The sequence below is a fragment of the Halorussus sp. AFM4 genome (genome assembly GCF_051194995.1).
Lineage (GTDB): Archaea > Halobacteriota > Halobacteria > Halobacteriales > Haladaptataceae > Halorussus.
Map to the genome: position 1 here is coordinate 371,456 of NZ_JBNTJT010000006.1, position 21,706 is coordinate 393,161.

Annotated in this window: 21 protein-coding genes and 1 pseudogene; 11 read left to right on the forward strand and 11 right to left on the reverse strand. The window is 71.5% G+C overall.

What is annotated here, in order from left to right:
* Position 1 precedes the first annotated feature (1 nt).
* Positions 2 to 970, reverse strand: coding sequence for an NAD-dependent epimerase/dehydratase family protein (locus ACQUQF_RS24315; RefSeq protein WP_435182010.1), 969 nt, complete (start codon positions 968 to 970; stop codon positions 2 to 4).
* A gap of 130 nt (positions 971 to 1,100) precedes the next feature.
* Here ACQUQF_RS24315 and ACQUQF_RS24320 point away from each other — a divergent pair, with 130 nt between their 5' ends.
* Positions 1,101 to 1,922: a phosphatase PAP2 family protein gene (locus ACQUQF_RS24320; RefSeq protein ID WP_435182011.1), complete on the forward strand. Its 822-nt coding sequence runs from the start codon at positions 1,101 to 1,103 to the stop codon at positions 1,920 to 1,922.
* Positions 1,923 to 1,995: 73 nt separating this feature from the next.
* On the opposite strand, the pseudogene ACQUQF_RS24325 reads toward ACQUQF_RS24320, so the two are convergent.
* Positions 1,996 to 3,236: pseudogene (locus ACQUQF_RS24325) on the reverse strand (cytochrome P450).
* Positions 3,237 to 3,340: 104 nt separating this feature from the next.
* Here ACQUQF_RS24325 and ACQUQF_RS24330 point away from each other — a divergent pair.
* Complete coding sequence (locus ACQUQF_RS24330) at positions 3,341 to 4,414, forward strand: TIGR03571 family LLM class oxidoreductase (protein WP_435182012.1); 1,074 nt, start codon at positions 3,341 to 3,343, stop codon at positions 4,412 to 4,414.
* Between the two features lie 20 nt (positions 4,415 to 4,434).
* Here the strand turns inward: ACQUQF_RS24330 and ACQUQF_RS24335 are convergent, their stop codons facing one another.
* Entirely contained in the window at positions 4,435 to 5,145 is a 711-nt protein-coding gene (locus ACQUQF_RS24335) for a bacterio-opsin activator domain-containing protein (protein WP_435182013.1), read from the reverse strand.
* Between the two features lie 103 nt (positions 5,146 to 5,248).
* A complete protein-coding gene (locus ACQUQF_RS24340) occupies positions 5,249 to 6,967 on the reverse strand; it encodes a thiamine pyrophosphate-binding protein (RefSeq protein WP_435182015.1) in 1,719 nt (572 codons plus the stop codon).
* A gap of 306 nt (positions 6,968 to 7,273) precedes the next feature.
* Between ACQUQF_RS24340 and ACQUQF_RS24345 the strand changes: the two genes are divergently transcribed.
* Complete coding sequence (locus tag ACQUQF_RS24345; protein ID WP_435182016.1) at positions 7,274 to 8,233, forward strand: twin-arginine translocation signal domain-containing protein; 960 nt, start codon at positions 7,274 to 7,276, stop codon at positions 8,231 to 8,233.
* Between the two features lie 18 nt (positions 8,234 to 8,251).
* Here the strand turns inward: ACQUQF_RS24345 and ACQUQF_RS24350 are convergent, their stop codons facing one another.
* Positions 8,252 to 9,181, reverse strand: coding sequence for an NAD-dependent epimerase/dehydratase family protein (locus tag ACQUQF_RS24350; RefSeq protein WP_435182017.1), 930 nt, complete (start codon positions 9,179 to 9,181; stop codon positions 8,252 to 8,254).
* A 229-nt stretch (positions 9,182 to 9,410) separates the two neighbouring features.
* Between ACQUQF_RS24350 and ACQUQF_RS24355 the strand changes: the two genes are divergently transcribed.
* Positions 9,411 to 10,712, forward strand: coding sequence for an XdhC family protein (locus ACQUQF_RS24355; protein WP_435182019.1), 1,302 nt, complete (start codon positions 9,411 to 9,413; stop codon positions 10,710 to 10,712).
* Here ACQUQF_RS24355 and ACQUQF_RS24360 read toward each other — a convergent pair whose 3' ends face one another.
* Together ACQUQF_RS24360 and ACQUQF_RS24365 are read right to left on the reverse strand one after the other, a co-directional pair.
* A complete protein-coding gene (locus ACQUQF_RS24360) occupies positions 10,713 to 12,002 on the reverse strand; it encodes an ATP-grasp domain-containing protein (protein WP_435182020.1) in 1,290 nt (429 codons plus the stop codon). It lies immediately after the preceding gene.
* A 174-nt stretch (positions 12,003 to 12,176) separates the two neighbouring features.
* Positions 12,177 to 12,575, reverse strand: coding sequence for a DUF7344 domain-containing protein (locus ACQUQF_RS24365; RefSeq protein ID WP_435182022.1), 399 nt, complete (start codon positions 12,573 to 12,575; stop codon positions 12,177 to 12,179).
* A 234-nt stretch (positions 12,576 to 12,809) separates the two neighbouring features.
* On the opposite strand from ACQUQF_RS24365, the gene ACQUQF_RS24370 reads away from it, so the two are divergent.
* Complete coding sequence (locus ACQUQF_RS24370; protein ID WP_435182023.1) at positions 12,810 to 13,646, forward strand: TrmB family transcriptional regulator; 837 nt, start codon at positions 12,810 to 12,812, stop codon at positions 13,644 to 13,646.
* Positions 13,647 to 13,850: 204 nt separating this feature from the next.
* Positions 13,851 to 15,452, forward strand: coding sequence for a uracil-xanthine permease family protein (locus ACQUQF_RS24375; RefSeq protein ID WP_435182024.1), 1,602 nt, complete (start codon positions 13,851 to 13,853; stop codon positions 15,450 to 15,452).
* Between the two features lie 345 nt (positions 15,453 to 15,797).
* Here the strand turns inward: ACQUQF_RS24375 and ACQUQF_RS24380 are convergent, their stop codons facing one another.
* Complete coding sequence (locus ACQUQF_RS24380) at positions 15,798 to 16,289, reverse strand: MOSC domain-containing protein (RefSeq protein WP_435182046.1); 492 nt, start codon at positions 16,287 to 16,289, stop codon at positions 15,798 to 15,800.
* Positions 16,290 to 16,436: 147 nt separating this feature from the next.
* On the opposite strand from ACQUQF_RS24380, the gene ACQUQF_RS24385 reads away from it, so the two are divergent.
* Positions 16,437 to 16,898: a hypothetical protein gene (locus ACQUQF_RS24385; RefSeq protein WP_435182025.1), complete on the forward strand. Its 462-nt coding sequence runs from the start codon at positions 16,437 to 16,439 to the stop codon at positions 16,896 to 16,898.
* Positions 16,899 to 16,921: 23 nt separating this feature from the next.
* On the opposite strand, the gene ACQUQF_RS24390 is transcribed toward ACQUQF_RS24385, so the two are convergent.
* From ACQUQF_RS24390 to ACQUQF_RS24400, 3 genes are all read right to left on the reverse strand, one after another.
* Positions 16,922 to 18,460, reverse strand: a complete 1,539-nt coding sequence (locus ACQUQF_RS24390; RefSeq protein WP_435182048.1) for an MATE family efflux transporter — start codon at positions 18,458 to 18,460, stop codon at positions 16,922 to 16,924.
* A 53-nt stretch (positions 18,461 to 18,513) separates the two neighbouring features.
* A complete protein-coding gene (locus ACQUQF_RS24395; RefSeq protein ID WP_435182026.1) occupies positions 18,514 to 19,116 on the reverse strand; it encodes a TetR/AcrR family transcriptional regulator in 603 nt (200 codons plus the stop codon).
* Positions 19,117 to 19,269: 153 nt separating this feature from the next.
* Complete coding sequence (locus tag ACQUQF_RS24400) at positions 19,270 to 19,641, reverse strand: ArsR/SmtB family transcription factor (protein ID WP_435182028.1); 372 nt, start codon at positions 19,639 to 19,641, stop codon at positions 19,270 to 19,272.
* 99 nt (positions 19,642 to 19,740) lie between these two features.
* On the opposite strand from ACQUQF_RS24400, the gene ACQUQF_RS24405 reads away from it, so the two are divergent.
* From ACQUQF_RS24405 to ACQUQF_RS24420, 4 genes are all read left to right on the forward strand, one after another.
* On the forward strand, positions 19,741 to 20,436 hold the full coding sequence (locus ACQUQF_RS24405; protein ID WP_435182029.1) for a DUF7509 family protein: 696 nt from the start codon (positions 19,741 to 19,743) through the stop codon (positions 20,434 to 20,436).
* Positions 20,437 to 20,728: 292 nt separating this feature from the next.
* Positions 20,729 to 21,019, forward strand: coding sequence for a hypothetical protein (locus ACQUQF_RS24410; RefSeq protein WP_435182030.1), 291 nt, complete (start codon positions 20,729 to 20,731; stop codon positions 21,017 to 21,019).
* A 45-nt stretch (positions 21,020 to 21,064) separates the two neighbouring features.
* The gene (locus tag ACQUQF_RS24415) at positions 21,065 to 21,226 is read left to right on the forward strand and encodes a hypothetical protein (protein WP_435182032.1); all 162 of its coding nucleotides are present in this window, start codon (positions 21,065 to 21,067) and stop codon (positions 21,224 to 21,226) included.
* Positions 21,223 to 21,693, forward strand: coding sequence for an ester cyclase (locus tag ACQUQF_RS24420; RefSeq protein ID WP_435182033.1), 471 nt, complete (start codon positions 21,223 to 21,225; stop codon positions 21,691 to 21,693). The genes ACQUQF_RS24415 and ACQUQF_RS24420 overlap by 4 nt, the downstream gene beginning before the upstream one ends.
* Positions 21,694 to 21,706: the final 13 nt, after the last annotated feature.

Below are 21,706 nucleotides of genomic sequence, written 5' to 3' on the forward strand. Positions count from 1 at the left end.
ACTACTCCAGCGGGTCCAGCCCCTCCTCGGCCCGGAGCGCGTCGATGTACTCCCGGAAGCCGGCCTCCAGGTCGTACTCCGGTTCGTACCCCAGGTCCTCCTCGGCGTCGGTCATGTCGAGCTTCTGGGTCCAGGGGAGTTCGCCCTCGTCGCTGACCTCGATCTCGGCGTCCGGCATGATCTCTTTCACTGTCTCGGCGGCCTCCCGGATGGTGGCGACCTCGCCGCGGACGTTGTAGATGCGCTGGCTCAGGTCCGCCTCGGGGGCGAACGCGGCCTTCCGGAACGCCTGGGCGATGTCCTCGACGTACTGCCAGTCGACGACCTGGTCGCCGTACTCGACCGAGAACGACTCGCCGACCGCGGGCTTCTCGACGATGTTCGCGAGGAAGGCCGACCCGCCGGTCTCCCGGTAGGGCCCGTAGGCGACCGTCGGGCGGAGGCCGACGTGGCTCACGTCGTGGTCCTCGAAGTACACCTTCGCCTGGTGCTCGTTGTACTCCTTGGTCGCGCCGTACAGCGTGTCCGGGTACACCAGGTCCTCCTCGTCGACCCAGCCGTGGTCGTAGTTTGCGGGCGGGGCGTACACCGCGGCCGAGGACGCCCAGGCGACGCGCTCGACCTGGTCGTCGAGCGTCCGGGCGGCCTCGAAGACGTTGTTCGTGCCCATGACGTTGACCTCGGCCGCGCCGCGGGGGTTCTCGCGGGCGAGGTTGGTCAGCAGCGCCGCGAGGTGGACGACCCGCGTCGCGCCCGACTCCCGGACCGCCCGGACCACGCTGGTCGGGTCGGTGATGTCGCCCCGGACGACCTCGACGTCGTCGGCGACGCCGAGCTCGTCGAGAATCCGCGTGTCGGTCGAGAGGTCGTAGGCCACCACGTCGTGGCCCGCCTCGACGAGGTCCCGCGCGACGTACGACCCGATGAAGCCGGTCCCGCCCGTGACGAGTACGGTCGCTGATTCGGTCATCGTCCGCAATTCTATCCGGAACCATAAAAAAAGTGCCAGCCGCTCTGTATCCTATCCCCCGTCGGCGCTCGTCCTCCACCGCCGACGGACCCCCGTCACGTACAAGGCTCGCTCGCCCCTACGTCCGACGATGACCGGAAGCCAAGTCGTGGGCCAGGGCATCGGCGACGCCATCCGGGCGGCGGTCCCGCCGTGGCTCGTGCCGGTGTTCGTCGCCATCACCCGGCTGGGGAACCCCGCGTTCTTCCTGGCGGTGTTCGCGCTCGACTACTGGTTCGGCGACCGCGAGCGGGGCGCCCACGCGCTCGCGCTGGCCATCGCCGGCATGGGCGTGGTCACCGCGCTCAAGACGTTCTTCGACGCGCCTCGCCCGTCCGAGATGGTCGCGGTCGTCCCCATCTCGGGCTACAGCTTCCCCAGCGGGCACGCCACGGGGGCGACCATCGGCTACGGCATCCTGGCGTACGACCTCGAGTGGGGGTCGTGGCGCCAGCGGTACGCCGTCGCCGGCGCCATGATCCTCCTCGTCGCGCTCTCGCGGGTCGTCCTCGGCGTCCACTTCGTCCGGGACGTGGTCGCGGGGATCGCCGTCGGGACGCTGTTCCTCGCGGGCGCGGTCTGGCTGACCGAGCACGACCCCGAGCAGGGGTTCGTCGTCGCGGTCGCGATGGGCGCTGCCGCGTTCGTCGTCAGCGGCGCGAGCCGCGACGGCACCGCCGTGCTCGGGGCCGCCCTGGGCGGCGGGCTCGCGTGGAGCCGCATCGACGCGGTGCCGAGCCTAAAGTCGCTCCGGAGCAGGCTCGCGATCTCGGTCGGCGTCCTCCCGGCGCTCGCGGTCCTCGGGTACGTCGGCGTCGAGATGCACGTGCCGGTGGCGCTCACCTTCCTCATCACGGTCGTGCTGATGGCCGGCGTGCTCGCGGCGCCCCGGATCGCCGCGCGGGCCGACTGACCGGACGGCGTGCCCGCTTCCCGTCCCTGAACACCGATCCAGCGACCCGGGTCGAGCTCGCACCGCCCGCGCGCTATCGGGTCCCGGCGTACCGGATCGGCAGCGACTCGACGCCGTAGACGAACGAGCTCCGGGTCGGTTCGAGCTCCGCGGCCGCGAGCTCGACGCCCTCGACCCGGTCGAGCAGCTCCGAGAGCGCGATCCTCCCTCCAGGCGCGCCAGCGGCGCGCCCAGGCAGTAGTGGGTGCCGTGGCCGAACCCGAGGTGGCCGGTCGGCGACCGGTCGGGCCGGAACTCGTCGAGGTCGTCGAACTGCCGCCCGTCGCGGTTCGCCGACCCGAGCCAGACGATGATGCGGTCGCCCGCCGCGACGTCCCGCCCGCGCAGCGTGACGTCCTCGGCCGCGACGCGGCTCATCGCCTGGACCGGCGACCGGTGGCGCAGCACCTCCTCCAGGGCAGTGCCGAGCCGTCGCTCGTCGCCCCGGAGCTCCGCGAACAGGTCGGCGTCGGCCTCGGCGAAGCACCGGACCGCGTTGGCGATGAGGTTCGTCGTCGTGATGTTGCCCGCGATGAGCAGCAGGATGCACATGCCCAGCGCCTCCTCCCGGGAGAGCCGCTCCCCGTCGCCGGTCTCGGCGGTGACGATCTGGGACATCAGGTCGTCCCGCGGGTCCTCCCGTCGGTCCTCGATCATCTCCACGAAGTACTGGGCCATCTCCATCTGGGTCCGCTGCTGACGCTGGACGAACTCCTCGCCGCCCTCGTCGTCGCTCGCGGCCGCGACCAGCGTGTCCGACCACGCCTTGAACCGGTCGCGCTCCTCGGCCGGCGCCCCGAGCAGCTCGGCGATGACCGTCACCGGGAACGGGTACGCCAGGTCGTCGACGACCTCGAGCTCGCCGCCGCCCTCCCCGACCGCGTCGTCCAGCAGATCGGCCGCCAGCTCCCGGAAGTGGGGCTCGCGCTCCCGCAGCGTCCGGGGCTGGAACTCCTCGTCGACGACGGCCCGGAGCTCGTCGTGGCGCGGCGGGTCCTGGAACAGCATCGTGTCGAAGATGAGCCCCTCGCCCGGGTTGTCGGGCTCGACGAAGTCGCTGGCGAGCCGGGGGTTCACCGAGAACGTCTCGTCGTCGTCCAGCACGCGCTTGACGTCGTCGTACCGGAACACGTCCCACGTCCGGCGGTCCTCGTCGTACCGGACCGGGGCCTCCTCGCGCATCTCCCGGTACCAGTCGAACGGTTCGAGCCACGACTCCCGGCTCTCCAGTTCCTCGGGGAACGCCTGCAGCCCCTGCGGGTCGGCGGAACTCATGTCACCTCGATACGGGCTTGCCCCGTTAAACACCTCGGATGAGTAACGTCTCTGACGTTCCGGCACCGGGTCTTTCTCGTGTCACGGTCCCCTGGTTCGGAACGATGACCGACCGCGAAGACGGGGACGAGCGCGCCGATCCCGCTGCCCCCGAGGACCCCACAGTCGACCGGGAGCGTCCGGCCCCCGGGACCCCCGATTCCGAGAACTCGGCCCACCGGAACCGCGGGTTCCGTCGCCTCTTCGGGGACGCCGGAGGAGACGAGGCGTCGGCCGGCGACCCCTGCGACCGCGACTTCACCGTGGGCCTGTTCTTCCCCATCGCGACCGACGCGGCCGACCCCGCCGACCCCGCCGCGCTGGACGACCAGCTGGCGCTCGCCGAGTACGCCGAGGAACTCGGGTTCGACGCGCTCTGGGTCCGCGACGTCCCGACCTACTGGCCGAAGTTCGGCGACGCGGGCCAGGTGTACGACCCCTGGGTCTACCTCGGGCAGGCGGCGGCCCGGACCGACGAGGTGGCGCTGGCGACCGGCAGCGTCGTCCTCCCGCTGCGCCACCCGCTCCACGTCGCGAAGGCGGCCGCGTCGGTCGACCGGCTCTCGGACGGTCGGCTGGTGCTGGGGGTCGGCTCGGGCGATCGGTCGCCGGAGTACGCGGCGTTCGGCGTCGACGAGGCGTCGCGGGGCGAGCGGTTCCGCGAGCACGTCCGGGTCCTCCGGCGGGTCTGGGCCGAGGAGTTCCCCGAGGTGGCGTCGTCGTACGGCGCGATGGACGGGAGCCTCGACCCGGTCCCGAAGCCGACGACCGAGTCGCTGCCGCTGCTGGTGACCGGCCACTCGCGCCAGTCGCTCGACTGGATCGCCGACCGGGGCGACGGCTGGCTCCAGTACCGGTTCCCCGAGACCACCCTGGAGCGCGTCCTCGCCGACTGGCGCGAGGCCGCGGGCGACAAGCCCTACGCCCAGGCGATGACCGTGGAGCTGCAGGCCGACCCCGGCGCCGAGATGGCGCACGTCCACCAGGGGTTCGCCGCGGGCAGCGAGTGGCTGGTCGACCACGTCCGGGACCTCGCCGACCGGGGCGTCGACCACCTCGCGGTCGGCCTCCGGGGCGGCGACCGCGACGCCCGGGCGGTGCTGGCCCAGTTCGCCGACGAGGTGCTGGACGAGCTCTGACTCGCGGCGGCGACGTCCCCCTACGCGGCCTGCCACTCCTCGAACACCAGCGCGAGGATCTTCTGCTCGGCCTTCCGGACGTGCTGGGAGAAGGTCGCCAGCGAGATGCCGAGCTCCGCGGCGATCTCCTCGCCGGACTTCCGGCGGGGCCAGTCGTAGTACCCGCCGGCGTAGGCGGCCACCACCACCTCGCGCTGGCGGGGCGTCAGCGCCTCGTCGACCGCGCGCTGGAACTCCCGCCGGGTGAACAGCGGGGCGGTGTGGCCCTTCTGGCGCTGGGCGACCACCTCGACCGACGGGTGGGCGGCCGTGAACGCCTCGACGACCTCCTGGACGCTGTACATCCCCGGGATCTCGGCGACGATGTGGGCGGCCCCGTCGGCGCTCCAGAGGTCGGTCGGGATCGCCCCGGCCTCGGTCAGCGCGACCACGAAGTGCTCCTCGGGGTCGCGCACACGGACCTCGACGATGCCCTCCTCGTCCCCCCTGGTCACGACGTGGCCCTCGACGCCCTCGGAGTCCGCGAGCAGCGCGACGATCTCCTCGGGGTCGGCCCCCTCGACGCTGTAGAAGATGGCGTAGGAGTTCTGGCTCCGCGGGACGATCTGCTGGACGCGGGCCCGACACCCCGTCCGCGCGGGGATCGCGACCAGCGGGTACGCCGGGTCGCGCACCTCGAACTCGACCTCCACGACGGCGTTCGGATCGCGTGCCGGCGTCGCGGTCGACACGTGGACAACTACAGAACCCAGACAGTTGAGGGCTGCGGGCGCGTGTCACGCGCACTGGCGGTTCGGACGCGCCGCCGGCCTACGAGAGGCTCCCGCCGCGCCCTCACTCGTGGAGGCCGCCGACCTCGGCGTAGAACGACGACTGCAACTGGTCGGCCATCTCCTCGTCGCGGTCGATGCGGACGTCCACGACCGTGGGCACGTCGTTGTCCTTCCCCTCGCGGAGCGCCACGCCGAGCTCGTCGGGCGTGGTCGCCCGGACGCCCTCGGCGCCGAACCCCTCGGCGACGGCCACGAAGTCGGTGTCGTGGAACTCCACGCCCGCGATGTCGCCGTCCGCCGCCTGCATCTGGCGGACCATCCCGAGGCTGGTGTCGTTGAGCACGACGAACGTCGGCGCGACCCCCTGCTCGACCGCGACCTCGACGCTGGTCATCGTCATCGCGAACCCGCCGTCGCCCGCCACACCGACGACGTCCCCGTCGGTGGCGATGGCGGCCGAGACCGCGGCGGGGGTCGCCCACCCCATCCCGCCGACGCCGCCCGACCCGAAGTAGGTCCGGATCGCGGGGGTCTGGAGGTAGTTCAGCAGCCAGAACCGGTTGTTGCCCGAGTCGGCGGTCACGATGGTGTCCTCGTCGACGACCGCCTCGATCTCCTTGACCGCGCGCTGGGGCTTGATGGGGACGGCGTCGGACTCGCACTTCGGGTCCGCGAACGACTCGCGGGCCGACGCGGCCCGGTCGCGCGCCCAGTCGTTGCCGGCGCTCTCGCCCGGACCGCCCGGTTCGGCCGCCGCCACGAGCGCCCGGAGGCTCTCGCTGGCGTCGCCGATCAGCCCCACGTCCGCGGGGTAGACCCACCCGGCGTTGCGGGTGTCGACGTCGGCGTGGACTATCGTCTGCTCGTCGGGCCGGACGAAGCTCGGCGCCTGCCAGTTGGTGTCCATCGGGTTGAGCCGGCAGCCGACCACCAGCAGCGCGTCGGCCTCACTCACGACCCGGTTCGCGCCCTCGTGGCCGAACGACCCGATGACCCCGGCCGCGAGGTCGTGGGTCTCCGGGATTGTCGACTTCCCGAGGTAGGAGGTCGCGACCGCCGCGTCGTAGGCCTCCGCCACCGACTCCAGTTCGTCGTAGGCCTGCGCGGCGTGGACCCCGTTGCCGGCGATGATGACGGGCCTCTCGGCCTCCGCCAGCGCCTCGGCCGCGGCCGCGACGTCCCGGTCGGTCGGCGCGGCGTCCCAGTTGCGGACCTGCTCGCCGGCGTCCCAGACCGGCGGAATCGGGTCCTCGGGCACAGCCTCGGTGATCGCGTCGCCGTCGAGGATGACCGCGGTGGGCCCGGGCCGGCCCGCGGTGGCGTGCTTGAACGCCAGCTGGACGCTCCGGAGCGTCTCGGTCGGCGACCGGGGGAACCAGTGCTCCTTGGTCACGGCGTCGAGGATCTTCGGCAGGTCGAGGCCGCCGTAGTCGCCCCGCGACTGCTGGTAGGGCGCCAGCGTCGAGTAGTCGCCCCGCTCGCTGGCCTCGGTCAGCGCGACCATCGGCGACGACGACAGCCGGGCCTCCATCTGGCCGATGGTCCCGATGCTGCCGACCCACGGCCCCTGGCCCGCCAGCACGCCGGGGGTCTGGGTCAGCCGGCCGTACATCTCGGCCATGACGCTGCCCTCGCGCTCGTCGCGCGGCCGGACCACCTCGACGTCCGACTCCGGTAGCTCGTCGAGCAGTTCGATGATCCGGCCGCCTGGGTAGCCGAAGACGTACTCGACGCCCAGGTCCTCGAGCTGGTCGACGAGCGCCTCGCTGGTGTGGGTCATCGGGCCGGAACCTCCCGCGGTCCGGTAGGTCGGTGGGCGAGCGTGCGCGCCATCGCTTGCTTCGACGACCGGCCGCGACTTATCCTTTGGTGGGCGGTCGGGAATACTTCGCCGGTGCGCGGCACTGAGCGGTACCGGAGTACCGAACGGCGTCGTGCGGCGGCGGGCGCCGTCGGTCCGCTCGGGGTGTTAGTCGAGAGGCTTCAGGAGCGACGGTCGGCGCGGCCCGGCGCGCGGCTCGTCCCTCCACCCCCTGCGCTCTCCGGACCCGACACTTTATACCGAACCGACAGAAACCCGGCCGGCATGGACCGCCGCGAGTTCCTCACCGCCGGCGCGACCCTGGCGATCGCCGTCGCGGGCGGCTGCACCGGCTGCGCCAGGGCGCCCGCCGCCGCCCTCCGCATGCGGCCGACAACCGACCGCGAGATCGCCGAGCGGGTGACCTACCGGCTCCACGAGGGGTCCTCGCCGGGCTACCGGCTGGTCGCCGGCGCGGTCGAGAACGGCTCGGCGACCGCCGAGGGGACCGACCCGCCGCTGCCGGCGAACCGGTCGGTCGTCTACGACGGCGCGGTGTACCGACTCGGCCGCGAGGTCGTCGACTCCGTTCCCGCGACCGCGTTCTCTTTCACGCTCGACCCGGTCGACGGGTCGGTCTCCGAGAGCGAGACGGTCGGGTTCGAGGACCTGCCCGCCGTCGACCGCGAGAAGCTCGCGGCCCGGGGGTGGGCCGACGGCGACCCGCTCGGGGTCGGGTCGTCGCTGCGGTACCGCGAGCGCGAGGTTCCCGAGTCCGCGCTCGTCCCGGAACCCGACCGCCCGGTCATCGTCTGGGACGACGAGACCAGCGGTCGGTTCGAAGTCGACGGCTCCCGCGAGACCAGCCTGAAGACCTACCGCTACCGGGCCGAGCAGGTCGACCCCTCCGCCGAAGCGTACGGCGCAGAGGTCCGCGAGCGATACGCGTTCGCGCTCTCGGGCCTGTCGAGCGCCGAGCGCGATATCGTCTCGCAGGCCATCGAGGACGAGGGTGGCTACTACGTCCCCGGCGGCGAGAAGCCGCCCGACGCGGTCTGGAACCTGGCCCGGCGGTTCCGCCCCCGCGAAGAGGTCCGGTCCGCCTGGGAGGACGACGAGGACGGCCGCACGGTGCCCGGCGTCGACGGGACGTACCTCGTGCGGTACGACGGCGAGGTGTACTGGACCGAGATCCGGGTCTCCCGGGAGGCGTTCACCACGACCGCGAGCGACGAGTGGCTGTGACCGGCGGCTGCTCCGCCCTCAGCGCAGCTCTTCGTACAGCTGCTCGGCCGCGGTCCGGACCGCCTGGGCGCTCTCGCGCTCGGGGGCCCAGCCGATGGCGCTGGCCTTCTCGATAGAGAGGCGCATCTTGGGGACGTCGCCGGTCCAGCCCCGGTCGCCGCCGGTGTACTCGAACTCGGGGTCGGCGCCCACCACGTCGCTGACGATCTCGGCGATCCGGGTGACCGAGACGGTCGTCCGGGTGCCCAGGTTGTAGAGGTTGGTCGGCTCGTCGGTGTGCTCGACGACGTGGGCCATCCCGCTCACGCAGTCCTCGACGTGGAGGTAGGACTTCTCCTGGCGGCCGTCGCCGAGGATCTCGAGGCTGGAGGGGTCGTCGAGCAGCTTCTCGATGAAGTCCGAGATGACGTTGTTGCGCTGGTGGGGACCCACGACGTTCGAGAAGCGGAACATCCAGGTCGTGAAGCCGTGGGAGTGGGCGTACGTCGAGAGCAGCCCCTCGCCGGCCAGCTTGCTCGCGCCGTAGGTGCTGACGGGCTCGAGCGGCGCGAAGTCCTCGGGCGTGGGCCGGGGCGCCTCGCCGTACACCGCCGAGGAGGAGGCGAAGGCGATCTTCGAGACGCCGACCTCGTCCATGCGCTCCAGCAGGTTGTAGAGCATCGCGTTGTTCTCCTCGAACACCCGGCGGTGGTCGCCCCGGTTGACGTCCGAGAGCGCCCCGAGGTGGAAGACGACGTCCAGGTCCCCGGTGACGACCTCGGCCACGTCGTCGGGGTCGGTGAGGTCGCAGTCCGCGAACGCCGCGGTCTCGGGCACCCATTCGCGGTTGCCCTTCGAGCAGTTGTCGGCGACCAGCACGTCGTTGTCCGCGGCGAGCGACTCGGTGAGGTGGGTGCCGATGAGCCCGGCACCGCCGGTGACGAGGACCGACTTCCCTGAGAGCTCCATGCCGGACGTAGCGACGGAGCGACGGAAATATCTTTACGTCCGCGTGTGGGCGTCGCTCTCACGGCTCCACGCGAGGGTTCTCGGTCACGGCCCCGTTCGGGGTTCGCGGGTCCGGGAGGCGACGCCGTCAGGGGTCGCCGGACCGCTGCATCGAGCCGCCACCCGGCGATGCCTCCGGCGCCGACCGGCCACGCCAACACCTAAATAGCTGCCTTTGCTACCAGTTGCCATGGACGAGACCGACCCGTGGGCCGCGAGCGCGCTGTCGGTCCGCGAGACCCTCCGGGAGGCGGTCGACGAGGCGACCGCCGAGGGCGACGCGACCGCGGCGCTCGCCACCGTGGTCGGCGTCGAGGGGTCGGCCTACCGGCGGCCCGGCGCGAAGCGGGTCGTCGCCGACGGCGCGGCCGCGGGCGCCGCCACGGCGGGGCGCCTCGACGGCCCCGTCGCCGACCTCGCCGAGGCCGCGCTGACAGACGGTCCCCGGTGCGAGACGTTCGACCTGACGGGCGAGGACGACACCCGGGCGTTCGGGCTGGGCTGCAACGGCGTCGTCGACGTACTGGTCGAACCCGCCGACGCCAGCCTCCGGCCGGCGCTCGACCGCGTCGCCGACGGCGAGCGCGTCGCCCTGCTCACGGTCGTCGGCGGCGACCGTTCGGACGCGGACAGCGACGGCTCCGCCGCCGACGCAGATGCGGAGGGCGACGGACCGGTCCCGGTCGGCGCCCGGGCGCTGGTCGACGAGGCGGGCGCTGTCGAGGCGACCGACGCCCGGCCGGCGCTCCCCGACGACCTGCTGGCGGCGCTCCGCGACCGCGCGGCGGCGTTCGCGGCGGCCGGCCGGTCCGACACCGTCGAGGCGGAGACCGACCGCGGGACCGCCGCCGTCTTCGTCGACGGCCTCGAACCCGCGCCGGAGCTGCTGATATTCGGACACGGCGGGGACGTCCGGCCGGTCGCGCGCCTCGCCCGCGACGCCGGCTTCCGGGTGACGGTCGCCGCCGCCCGCGGCGCGCGGGGCGACCCCGAGCGGTTCCCGGCCGCCCACGACGTCGTGGCCACCAGACCGTCGGACCTGGCCGACGTCGTCTCGCAGCCGACCGACACCTACGCCGTGCTGATGAGCCACGGCTTCGCCGACGACCGGCTGGCGCTCGAATCGCTGCTCGACACGCGGGTCCCGTACCTCGGCCTGATGGGCCCGCGCAAGCGGTTCGAACAGATGCGCGAGGCGCTGGCCGACGACGGCGTCGAGCTCTCGCCCGCCGACCGCGACCGCGTCGCGACGCCGGTCGGCCTCGACCTCGGGGGCGGCGAGCCGGCCCAGATCGCCCTCTCGGTCGTCGGCGAGGTGCTGGCGGTCTCGAACGGCCGGTCGGGCGGGCGGCTGACCGACGCCGAGGGGCCGGTTCACGCCCGGTCGGCGTCGGACGCCGCCGGCGCTGACGCTCCGGGGGGAAGCTCCGGCCCGCCGTCCGACGTCGACCCGGACGACCCGTCGGATGGCGATCCGGGCCGGACGCGATGACTACCGCGACGCGGAGCTGGGGACCGACACGCCGTCTGACCCCACCGTCAGCGCGTCCCGGAGCCGGCCGGTGAACTTGTCGGCGTTGTTCAGGCACTCCCTGAGGAAGGGACCGGGGTCCTCGCGCGACAGGTAGTCGAAGTTAGGCTGGTCGTACAGCGACTTGGCGATCTCCCAGGCGCGCGTCGAGAACCGCGGCGGGTCGACCACCGGGTTGTCGTGGGCGAGCACGTTGTAGAGGTGGACCGCCTCGCCGCTGAGCTGGTGGGTCCCGACGCCGACCTCGTACGCCTCGTCGACCTCGACGGGCTCGCCGGTGGCCAGCTGCCAGTAGTAGTACGGGAAGTCCCGTCCCGCGTGGATGGCGCAGGTCACCGACCCCCAGAGCCGGGGGTTGACCTCGATCAGCTTGAACTCGCCCGTCTCGTCGTCGCGGATGAACTGGACGCAGCCCGGCCCGTGCCAGTCGAGGTGGTCGAGCAGCGCCTTGCCCGCCTCGCGGAGCGCCGGGATCGAGACGGTCTCGCGGTAGACGCTGGACCCGCCGGCGTAGGTGACCGACCGGGTCTGGACCTTCTGGCAGGTCGCCAGCGCCTCGCCGCGGTCGTACATCGCCCAGAACGCGTACTCCTCGCCGGAGACCCGCTCCTGGGCGATGGGCTCGTGGCCCATGTCCTCGCGGACGCGCTCGGCGTCGGGCTCGTCCCCCGGCTCGAAGTAGAGGGTGTTGACGCCGGCGCCGTAGTCGGACGGCGCGTACTCGTCGACGTACTCGTCGACCAGGACCGCGTACCGCGGCTTGACGATCCAGTCGCGGCCCCAGTCCTCGACGTCGCCCAGCACCTTCGTCTCGGCGACGTCGACGCCCGCCCGCTCGGCCGCGTCCATCAGCGACACCCGGTCGTGGGTGATCCGGAGCATCTCCGTGGTCGGCCAGACGTGCCGGAGGTGCTCCTCGAACTCGTCGCGGTACCGCGCCAGCACGTACACGTCGATCTCGCGGAGCGGGGTGATGGCCCGCACGTCGGGCCGCCGCGCCAGCGCCAGCAGTCCGTTCTTGTACGCGACCACGTCGTCCCTGAACGAGGGGAGCGACTCGGTCTCGTCGCAGTGGCGCGACCAGAACGCCGGCGGCGAGTCCTGCTCCGAGGCCGCGATGGTGTGGACGCCGCGCCGGCTCAGCGACCGCAGACAGTAGACCGAGCTCGCGGTTCCGATGGCCGGCACGACGACCGACTCGCGCTCCGGGTCCTCGCCCGGGCCGCTCCGGGACCGAACGGACTCTAACATGAGCGTATCGGCCACCCGTTCGGCAAAAAGTATGAGTCGCGTACGGCTCGGCCGCGCGCCGAGAAGACGGTGCTTATCGCCGGCCGTCCGGGCGGAAGGGCGGCGTTGACTCCCGGCCGAGGACGCTCGAACCGGCGGCAGTCGTCGGTCCCGCTGTCCTTCCGTTCGCGCCGGTTACTCGACGGCCGCGACCTCGTCGAGGAACGGCGTGACGTCACCGGTCCGTGCGAGCGTCGCGGTGTTGTCCGCCTCGTCGTAGTCGACCACGCCGGCGTCGGCCAGTTTGGGCAGGTGGACGTGGTGGAGCGCCTCCGCGACGTCGTCGGTCGCGGCCGGGGTCGCGTCGGGGGTCGGGCTCGCTGGCGCCGCGGTGCCGGACGCCTCGCGGGGCGGCCCGTCGGCGTCGGCCGCCTCGCGCCTCGCGACCGCCGCGGCGAGGCCGTCCAGCGCGACCGGCGACTCCCGGTCCGCGAGCGCGCGGAGCGCGAAGCGGCGGCGGCGGTCGCGCAGGAGCGCGAAGACGGTGTCCAGCGACTGTGCGTCGGTCGAGAGGGGGTGTGCGTCTGTCGTCATGTGTCGTGTCCAGTGGTCCTTCCGGTCGTCGGGCCGCGTCGGGGGACGGCGCCGACAGACCGGGGCGTGACAGTGAGCCAGCTAGCACCCCAAGTGAGTTAAGCGGAGCGACACTTCCACCGGAACAACAGCTCCGGTGTTGCGTGCGGAGTAACGCCCGATTCGGGCGGCTGACAGATTCCCGCCGGCCGTCACTGCCACAGCCCCTACAACTCTCCCGACCGTCTCCCCGGTATGGACGACGAGGAGGTCGCGGCGAACGCGCTGGAGCAACTGGGACTGACCGAGTACGAGGCCCGGTGTTTCGTCGCGCTGACCCGGATACCCCACGGCACCGCCAAGGAGGTGGCGAAGGTGGCCGACGTCCCGCGGTCCCGGGTGTACGAGACGATGGACCGGCTCCAGGACCGGGGGCTGGTGGAGGTCCAGCAGGGCGAACCCCGGACCTTCCAGGCCGTCTCGATCGACACCGCCGTCAGAATCCTCCGCAAGGAGTACGAGTCGCACGTCGACACGGTCGAGCGCACCCTGCGTCGGATGGAGCCGGTGTACAAGGAGTCCCAGCAGGCGGTGTGGGCCATCAGCGACCACGAGCAGGTCACCGAGCGCGTGCTCGACCTCGTGACCGACGCCGCGGACGAACTCGTGCTGATCGCGCTCGACGAAGAGCTCGTGTCCGAGCGGGTACTGACCGCCGTCTCGGAGGCCGAGGACCGCGGCGTCTCGGTCCACCTCGGGACCGACGACGAGACGGTCCGCGAGGCGTTCGCGGACCGCGACCTCGGCGAGGCGGTGTTCACGACGTCACTCGTCGAGTGGTTCGGCTCCAGGGACGAGCCGCCCAGGATCGGTCGGCTGCTCATGGTCGACCGCGGCCCGGTGCTGGCCAGCGCCGTCCACGACGGGGGGCTGCCCGGGGTGCCCAACGAGACGGCGGCGTGGAGCGACGGCGTCGACCACGGCTTCGCGACGTTCGCCGAGCGCGTGCTGAGCTACGAACTGCTGGAACACGTCACCGACGGCTCCGTGTCCGTCGAGGACGTCGCGGACTCGTCCGACGACGGCGAGTGAGCGGGTCGACGCCTCGGGCCGGAGCACGGTCGTTCCGCCGCGACCGAACGGCCGGGCCGGCGCCCGCCCGTCGCGGACGGCTACCGGTGTGTTTATGCCCGCCGTCTCTCCAAACCTACCCATGCATCTCACACCCACAGTCACTTCGCGGGCGTCGTCGCGGCCACCGTCGGTGGAACCGCCGGCACCGGCGGGTGAGTCGCCGTGAGCGGCGACGACTTCGAGGAGGTCAAGGACGACTTCGCGCCCGAGGGTCCCGGTCCGGGCCCGGACTCCGAGTCGGGCCGCGAACCCGCCAGCTTCGTCGAGTACGGCATCGACGACAGGCCGCCGCTCGGCGAGTCGGTGCTGCTGGGCGTCCAGCACTACCTCACGATGATCGGTGCCAACATCGCCATCCCGCTGGTGCTGGCGGGCGCGATGGGGATGCCCGCCTGGGCGACCGCCCGGCTCATCGGGACGTTCTTCGTGGTCTCGGGCGTCGCCACCCTGGCCCAGACGACCATCGGGAACCGCTACCCCATCGTCCAGGGCGGGACGTTCTCGATGCTCGCGCCGGCGCTGGCCATCGTCGGGGTGCTCCAGACCAGCGGCGCAGGCTGGGAGACGATGATCCTCCAGCTCCAGGGCGCGGTCATCGTCGCCGGCGCCGCCGAGGTGCTCATCGGCTACTTCGGCGTGATGGGCTGGCTCAAGCGCCACATGGGTCCCATCGTCATCGCGCCGGTCATCGCGCTCATCGGGCTCTCGCTGTTCAACGTCCCCCAGATCACCGCCGCCGACCAGAACTGGTGGCTCGCGGGACTCACGGTCGCGCTCATCGTGCTGTTCTCCCAGTACCTCAAGACCAGCCACCGGGCGTTCCGGCTGTTCCCGGTGCTGCTCGGGCTGGTCACCGCCTGGCTGATCGCAGCCGTCCTCTCGGTGACGGGCGTCTACGCGCCCGGCACCGCGGGCTACGTCGACTTCTCGCGGGTGTTCGAGGCGTCGCTGTTCGTCCCGATCTACCCGTTCCAGTGGGGCGTGCCCATGTTCCGCGGCTCGTTCGTCATCGGGATGTTCGCGGGCATGCTGGCCTCGGTCATCGAGAGCTTCGGCGACTACCACTCGGTCGCCCGGATGGCCGGCCGGGGCGCGCCCAGCGCGCGGCGCATCGACCACGGCATCGGCATGGAGGGGCTGGGCAACCTGTTCGCCGGCGTCATGGGCACCGGCAACGGCTCGACCTCGTACACCGAGAACGTCGGGGCCATCGGCATCACCGGCGTCGCCTCGCGGTACGTGGTCCAGATCGGCGCGGTCGTCGCCATCGTCGTGGGCTACGTCGGCTTCGTCGGCCAGCTGTTCGCGACCATCCCGACGCCCATCGTCGGCGGGCTGTTCGTCGTCATGTTCGGCCAGATCGCCGCGGTCGGCCTCTCGCAGCTCAAGTACGTCGACCTCGACGAGAACCGCAACATCTTCATCGTCGGGTTCGCGCTGTTCACCGGCCTCGCCATCCCGAACTACGTGTCGGCGGTCGGCAGCGCCGAGGCGTTCCAGTCGGGCCTGGCGGGCGTCGCGGTGCTGGGGCCGGTCCTGGGCTCGGAGTTCGTCGCTCAGACCCTCTACGTCATCGGCGGCACGGGGATGGCGGTCGGCGGCATCGTCGCGTTCTTCCTCGACAACACCATCCCCGGCAGCCGCGAGGAGCGCGGGCTGACCGCCTGGGCGGACATCACCGAGGACGACAGCGAGTTCCGGTCGTTCTGGGACCGCCGGTCGTCGGACGCCGACGCCGAGGAGCGCGCGCCCGGCGCCGACTGACGGTTCGGCAGTTCGCGGTGGGACTGTCGCACTCAGCTCCCGTCAGCGAAGGGGTAACGCAAAACGTGTCGTGCTGAACACCTCGGATGTCCGCGACGGACCGCGATGTCGTCAGCGTCTCCTGCTGGGACGTCGGCAGTTGGACAGCCTTCCGAATCTGCAAATCGAAGTGTCGCAGTAGAGAACGCACGTCGTGGACAACCCGACCGTACCGGAGGCGCGTGCTACCGTAGGTGGGCGTCCCCCGTTCCTCGCGGCGGTTCCGACCCGCGCGCTGTCAGCCGCACACCAGTCGTGGCAGCCGCGATTGGGACCACAGACTCCCTCGGAACGAAGGAGTGCGGCTCACTCGAGCGGTTCGATGACGTCTCCGGGCCGAATCCTCCCGTCTTCGAGAACGTCCGCCCGGAGTCCCCCTCGGTGAGTGAGTGCCTGCAGTACGCCGTCCTGAGTGATGCGCTGGAGGTGACTGCACGGTTCACACAGCCGATCCCCTCGACAGACGGCGTCACCGATCCGAAACCGTTGTCCGACGAGGTGGTTGAGTGCGACGTCACGGGTCTCGACGTTCCGCCGGTGTTCCCCCGGTGCGAGTTCGATCCCCGCCTCGCGTTCGATCGCCGCAACGGCCTCCCGCTCGATCAGCGTGAGGTCGTACCCGTCGCGGCGTTCCTCGTCCGGCTCCCACTCGACGAAGGTCCCCGTCTCGATCTCGCTGAAGTAGCGGTCGCCTCGGAGCCCCTGCCCGGCGACCGCTTCGACGTCGGTCTGTTCCTCCATCTCGGCTTCGGCCTCGGGTGCGGTGAAGACCCGCTCGACGGTGCCGCTTCTGGTCATGCGTCCTACGCCGTCCGACTGGAACATAAACGCCCGGGTACCGGTCCCGGTGGCCGGCGAAGTGGAAACCGGCTGGGAACCGTCACCTGGCGGGACCCGACGGGGCCGACCGACCCTTTTTCGACCCGCCGGCGCAACCCCACGACGATGACCGACGTGTCCGACGCGCTCGCCGAGGGCGAGACCGTACGCGAGCGACTGGCCCTGCGGACCGGCGGCTCGGTCGCGCTGACCGACGACCACCTGCTCGTGGTGACCGACGCCGGAGCGGGCGCGGACGCCCGGATAACCCGGGTCGCGCTCGACGACGTGGCCGAGGTGACCGTCGAGGAGGTCGACTACTTCCTCGCGATTCTGAGCGTCCTGCTCGCGGGGTACGGGCTCTACTCGGTCCCGCGCAACGCCGCGCTCGGACTGGCGTTCGCGGCGTTCGGCGGGCTCAGCCTCTACTGGACGTACCGCAAGCGCGGGAAGGTCCGCATCAGGGTGGCCGGCCGCCCGAAGCCCGTCTCGGTGTTCCCGGCCGACACCGGCGCGTTCGTCGACGGCCTGGAGCCGTTCCTGGCCGGGGAGCCGGGCGACGCCGTCGACGAGGCGGACGAGAACTGATCGCCGGGCCCAGCGACCCCGCCTCAGTCGTCGGCGACGGCCGCGGTCGGGTCGTCGGTGAGGTCGGCGTCGCGCCAGGTGCCCCGGCGGAACCACGCGTAGGCGAGCACGGCCGCCAGGAAGTTCGACACCGCGAAGCCGAGCCAGATGCCCCGCGACCCCAGCGAGAAGGCGAACAGGTCGGCGACCGGGGTGCCGGCCAGCACGTCGGTCTCGAACGCGCCGAGGCCGGGGACCGCGAACTCGAGCACCGACACGTCGACGTCCCGGGAGGCGACCCAGGCGACCGGCAGGCGGATGAACCCGAGCATCAGGATGGCGAGCGCGGCCGATACCATGACCTTCCCGGCGCCGCGGAACCCGCCGGAGTAGGCCCGGACGACGCCGATGAACCCGAACGTCGGGGCGACCCACTGGAGGAACTCGGCGCCGACCCGGACCACCTCGGGGTCGTCGCTGAACACGCTGACGACGGCCGGGGCGGTGAAGAACACCACGACGCCCACCGCGGCCAGCACGAGGAACGACGCCTTCGCGGCGAAGTGGTTGGCGGTCGCGGCCCGGTCGGGCTTGTCGGCGCCGATGTTCTGGCCGGTCATCGTCTCGACGCCGCGGTCGACGGCGATGGCCGGCATGAAGATGAGCGAGAAGATGCGAGTGCCGACCCCGAACGCCGCGACCACGGGGGTCGAGAACGTGCTCACGACGACCAGCATCAGGTTGACCGAGATCGAACGACCCGTCCCCTCGATGGAGGCCGGCACGCCGATGCGGACCAGCCGGGGGACGTACTCGGGATCCGGCAGCATCTCGCTCGGTCGTATCCGGACGCCGCGGTGGCCCCGGAGCATGATGCCCAGGCCGACGACCATCGCCACCGCGCGCGAGAAGATGGTGGCGATGGCCGCGCCCTGGACGCCGAGTTCGGGGAACGAAACGGTGCCGACCAGCGGGGCGCTCTCGACCACGGTCCAGCCGAAGATGAGGAACGGGTCGAGCAGGACGTTGAGCACCACGGTGCCGAACATCACCAGCATCGGCGTGACGGTGTCGCCCGAGCCCCGCATCAGCGCGATGAACACCAGGAAGCCGAACATCGCCCAGAGGCCTACCGACATGACCTCGAGGTAGGCGGTGGCGCCCGGCAGCACCTTCGGCGAGGCGCCCAGCAGCCTGAGCAGCTCCTCGACGAAGAAGTAGCCCAGCACGCCCAGCGTGAGCGACACCAGGAACGCGAACGTGACCGTCTGGGAGGCGGCGTACTGGGCCTTCCGGGGCTCGTCGGCGCCGGTGTGCTGGGCCACCAGCACGCTGCCGGCGACCGAGACGCCCATCCCCAGCGAGATGAGGAAGAAGACCAGCGGGAAGCCGAAGGAGATGGCCGCCAGCGCCACCGTGCTGTACTGGCCGAGCCAGAAGGTGTCCGCGAGGTTGTACGCGACCTGGAGCAGGTTCGTCACGATGATCGGCAGCGAGAGGAAGAACAGCGGCCGGCCGATGTCGCCGCTGGTCAGGTCGAGCTCGTCCTGGCCCTTGAACAGGTCGCCGACCCGGTCGGCGATCCGGCGGAGGAGACCGGGGCCGCGTCCCCCGGTCCCGGGCGGTCCGCGGTCGCTCACGGCCGACCCTCCGGGCCGGCCAGCAGGTGGCTGTCGACGTGGGCCTCGAACGCCGCCATCGCGGCGTCGGGGTCGTCGCCGGCGACGACGTGGCGCGACTGGGCGCCGTCCGCCAGGGTCAGCACGAACTGGGCGACCGCCTCGGGGTCGACCGACTCGCGGTAGACGCCCGCCTCGATGCCGGCGGCGACGGCCGCGCTCACGTTCTCGGTGATGTGGTCGTCGAACCGGGCGAGCCGCTCGCGGAACGCCTCGTCGTAGGGCGCCTGGGCCTTGATCTCGAGCACCGCGGTCCGGAACTGCCGGACGCTGTCGTCGCCGTCGTCCGGCGGGTGGAGCACGTCGTCGACGAACGCCCGCAGGAACTCGTCGGGGTCGTCGGCCGCCGGGTCGAACGACCCGACCCTGTCCGTGAACCGCTCGAAGAGGTGGTCGAGGAACGCGAGCATCAGCCCGTGCTTGCTCTCGTAGTGGTAGTGGAGCGAGGCCTTGCTCCGATCGGCCTGTTCCGCGATGTCACGCATGGTGACGTCGGCGTAGCCGCGCTCGCAGAGGGCCAGGAATGTCGCCCGCATGATGTCCTCGGAGGGGTCGCTCATTGACAGTACCTAACCGACCGGTCAGCCAAAACGCTTTGGAAGTCGGCGGGCGAGGCCGACTCGCAGGAGGGCAGAGCGCGCGATTCGGCGGCACGGAGCGGAGGAGGGCGTTCGCACGCCTCCGGCGCGTCGCTCTCGATTGTCGGTGGAGGACTAGCCCGACACCGTCTCCGCGCGGTCGCCGATGGCGTCGAAGACGGCCGGCACGAACCGCTCGGCCAGCGGGGAGAGCTCGTACACCCGGCTGCGCCCGTCGCGGAACTTCCCGACGAGCCCCGCCTCCTCCAGCGCGTTGAGGTGGTGGTACAGGTCGTTCTGCCGGCGGTCGAGCCGGTCGGCGAGCTCGCCGCTCCGGAGCCGACCCTCGGTTGCGAGCAGGTACAGGACCACGAACCGGGTCGGTTCGCCCATCGCGGCGAGCCGGTCGGCCTCGCGGTCGAGGTCCAGGACGCCGCCCAGCAGCTCCGCCTCGACCTGTGCCCGGGCCTCGGACTGCTCGTCGCTCGGGACCTCGCGTTCGCTCATACCAGCGTGTTGCGCCCTCGGACACTTATCCTTAACGCTCGTTAAGACATCTGGATTACCGCTCGTTTTAACCGACCCCGGTACGAGGCCGGAGACGAGATGCGCGACCTGACGGCGTACCGGGGCCGGGACGTCGAGACCGTCGTCGCCGACTCGATCCCCGGTGCCGACCCAGACGACGTCTTCGTCTTCCTCATGGGACCGTACCGCCTCCTCGACCCGTCGTACCTCTACCCCGACGAGGGCTACCCGCTCCCGCCGGACCCGCTGGCCCCCGCGAGCGACGGGGCGGCCCCGGACCGCATCGAGGCGACGCTCCGGACGGTCTGCGAGCGGGTCTCCGCGGAGACGGGGGCGACCGCGTTCATCGCGAGCGACGTCGATATCCCCACCAAACGGGAAGTCGAACGCAGGGATTTGGACGAACCGGGGATGGCCGTCATCGACCAGTCGGTCGCGTTCGCGAAGGCGAGCGCCGGGAGCGCGTTCGTCTTCACGAAGGCCGGTCTGACGACCGGTGCTGGCGCCGAGGCGGGCGCGATTCCGGAGCACTTCCGGCTCCGCTCGCCCGACGAGCGGCGACGCGACCCCCGGACCCTGGCCGTCCTCGCGGAGGCCGAACCGAGCGACGACGACCGGAACACCTACGTCCCGAAGTTCAGCAGCGCCTCCATCGACGAGATGGACGACGCCTACGACCTCCGGTTCCGGTACTTCACCGACCGCGACGACCTGGTCGGGAAACTGGTGGACTTCGTGGAGTCGTACGTCGTTCCCCTTTCGATGTCGCGGTAGCCGGCGATCGGCGCCGTGGTGACTCTCACCGCGGCTTGCGCCGAAGCCCGACTGTTGCACTTCTCGTCGAGCATCCGGGGGTCCGTCGCTAAAGCGCGTTCTTCAGTTCTCCCACGAGCGCGGCGAGGGGGTAACGGGCCGATACCGGCCGATCCGCCGATTCGGCGGTGCTCCGGGCGAGCCGCCGCCGGCGTTACCGGTCCGTCCGGCGATCGTACCGACCGATACTCCCCCGTGTCCTGATTCCCGTCACCAAATAACAAAGCACGCGCGAGACCGACTTACTCGGCACATGTCCGAGAGACACAGCACCGAGCGACAGCAACTGAAGGCGGTCGACCTCCACGACTTCGAGGGCGCCGACGTCTGGCAGGAGGGTGACGAGCGCGCCAGACTGCGGGGGTACTTCCCGCTCTCGCCCGGCACGCCCAACGCCGGCGACGTCTCGGCCGAGGACCTGATGGTCGTCAGCTTCGAGCTCGAACCCGGCAACTACCTGCCCACCCACAGGGACAGCAACGAGGAACTGCTGGTCGTCACCGCGGGCGCGGTCGAGGCGACCGTCGGCGACGAGTCGGTCTAGCTCGCGACGGGCCAGTGCGCGGTCGTCCCTGCGGACGTCCCCCACATGGTCGAGAGCGTCGGCGACGAGCCGGCCCGCGTCGTCGGGTTCTTCCCGAACGACGAACTCACTTCGACGTTCGAGCAACCGCTCCAGCCGTTCGGGACCGCCGAACTGACGGTCGAATCGAACCCCGACGAGGGGAGTGGCGAGGGGGCGAGCGAATGACCGACGGAGACGAGACCGCGGACGAGGAGGGCGGGGCCCAGACCGTCGAAGAACGGAACAAGGAGAACCTCGCCCGACTGCTCGAGGAGACCCACCGCGAGAACTTCGACGTCGTCGACGAACTCGCCACCGAGGACGTGACGACCCACGGGTTCTTCGGGATGGACGCGACCGACCGCGAGAGCTACCGGCGGTTCTACGAGGACTTCGCCGCGGCGTTCGGCGACCAAGAGTTCGAGGTCGAGGACCTCATCGCCGAGGGAGACAAGGTAGTCGTCCACTTCACCATCACCGCCACCCACAGGGGCGAGGTGCTGGGCATCGAACCGACGAACGAGCGGCTGTCGTGGTCCGGCGTCGCCATCGACCGCTTCGAGGACGGCAGGGTGGCCGAGGCGTGGCTCTCCCCCGACTACCTGGCCATCCTCTCGCAGCTCGGCCTGCTGCCGGACGAGGTCGAGGCGTAGCCGTTCCGGCCTG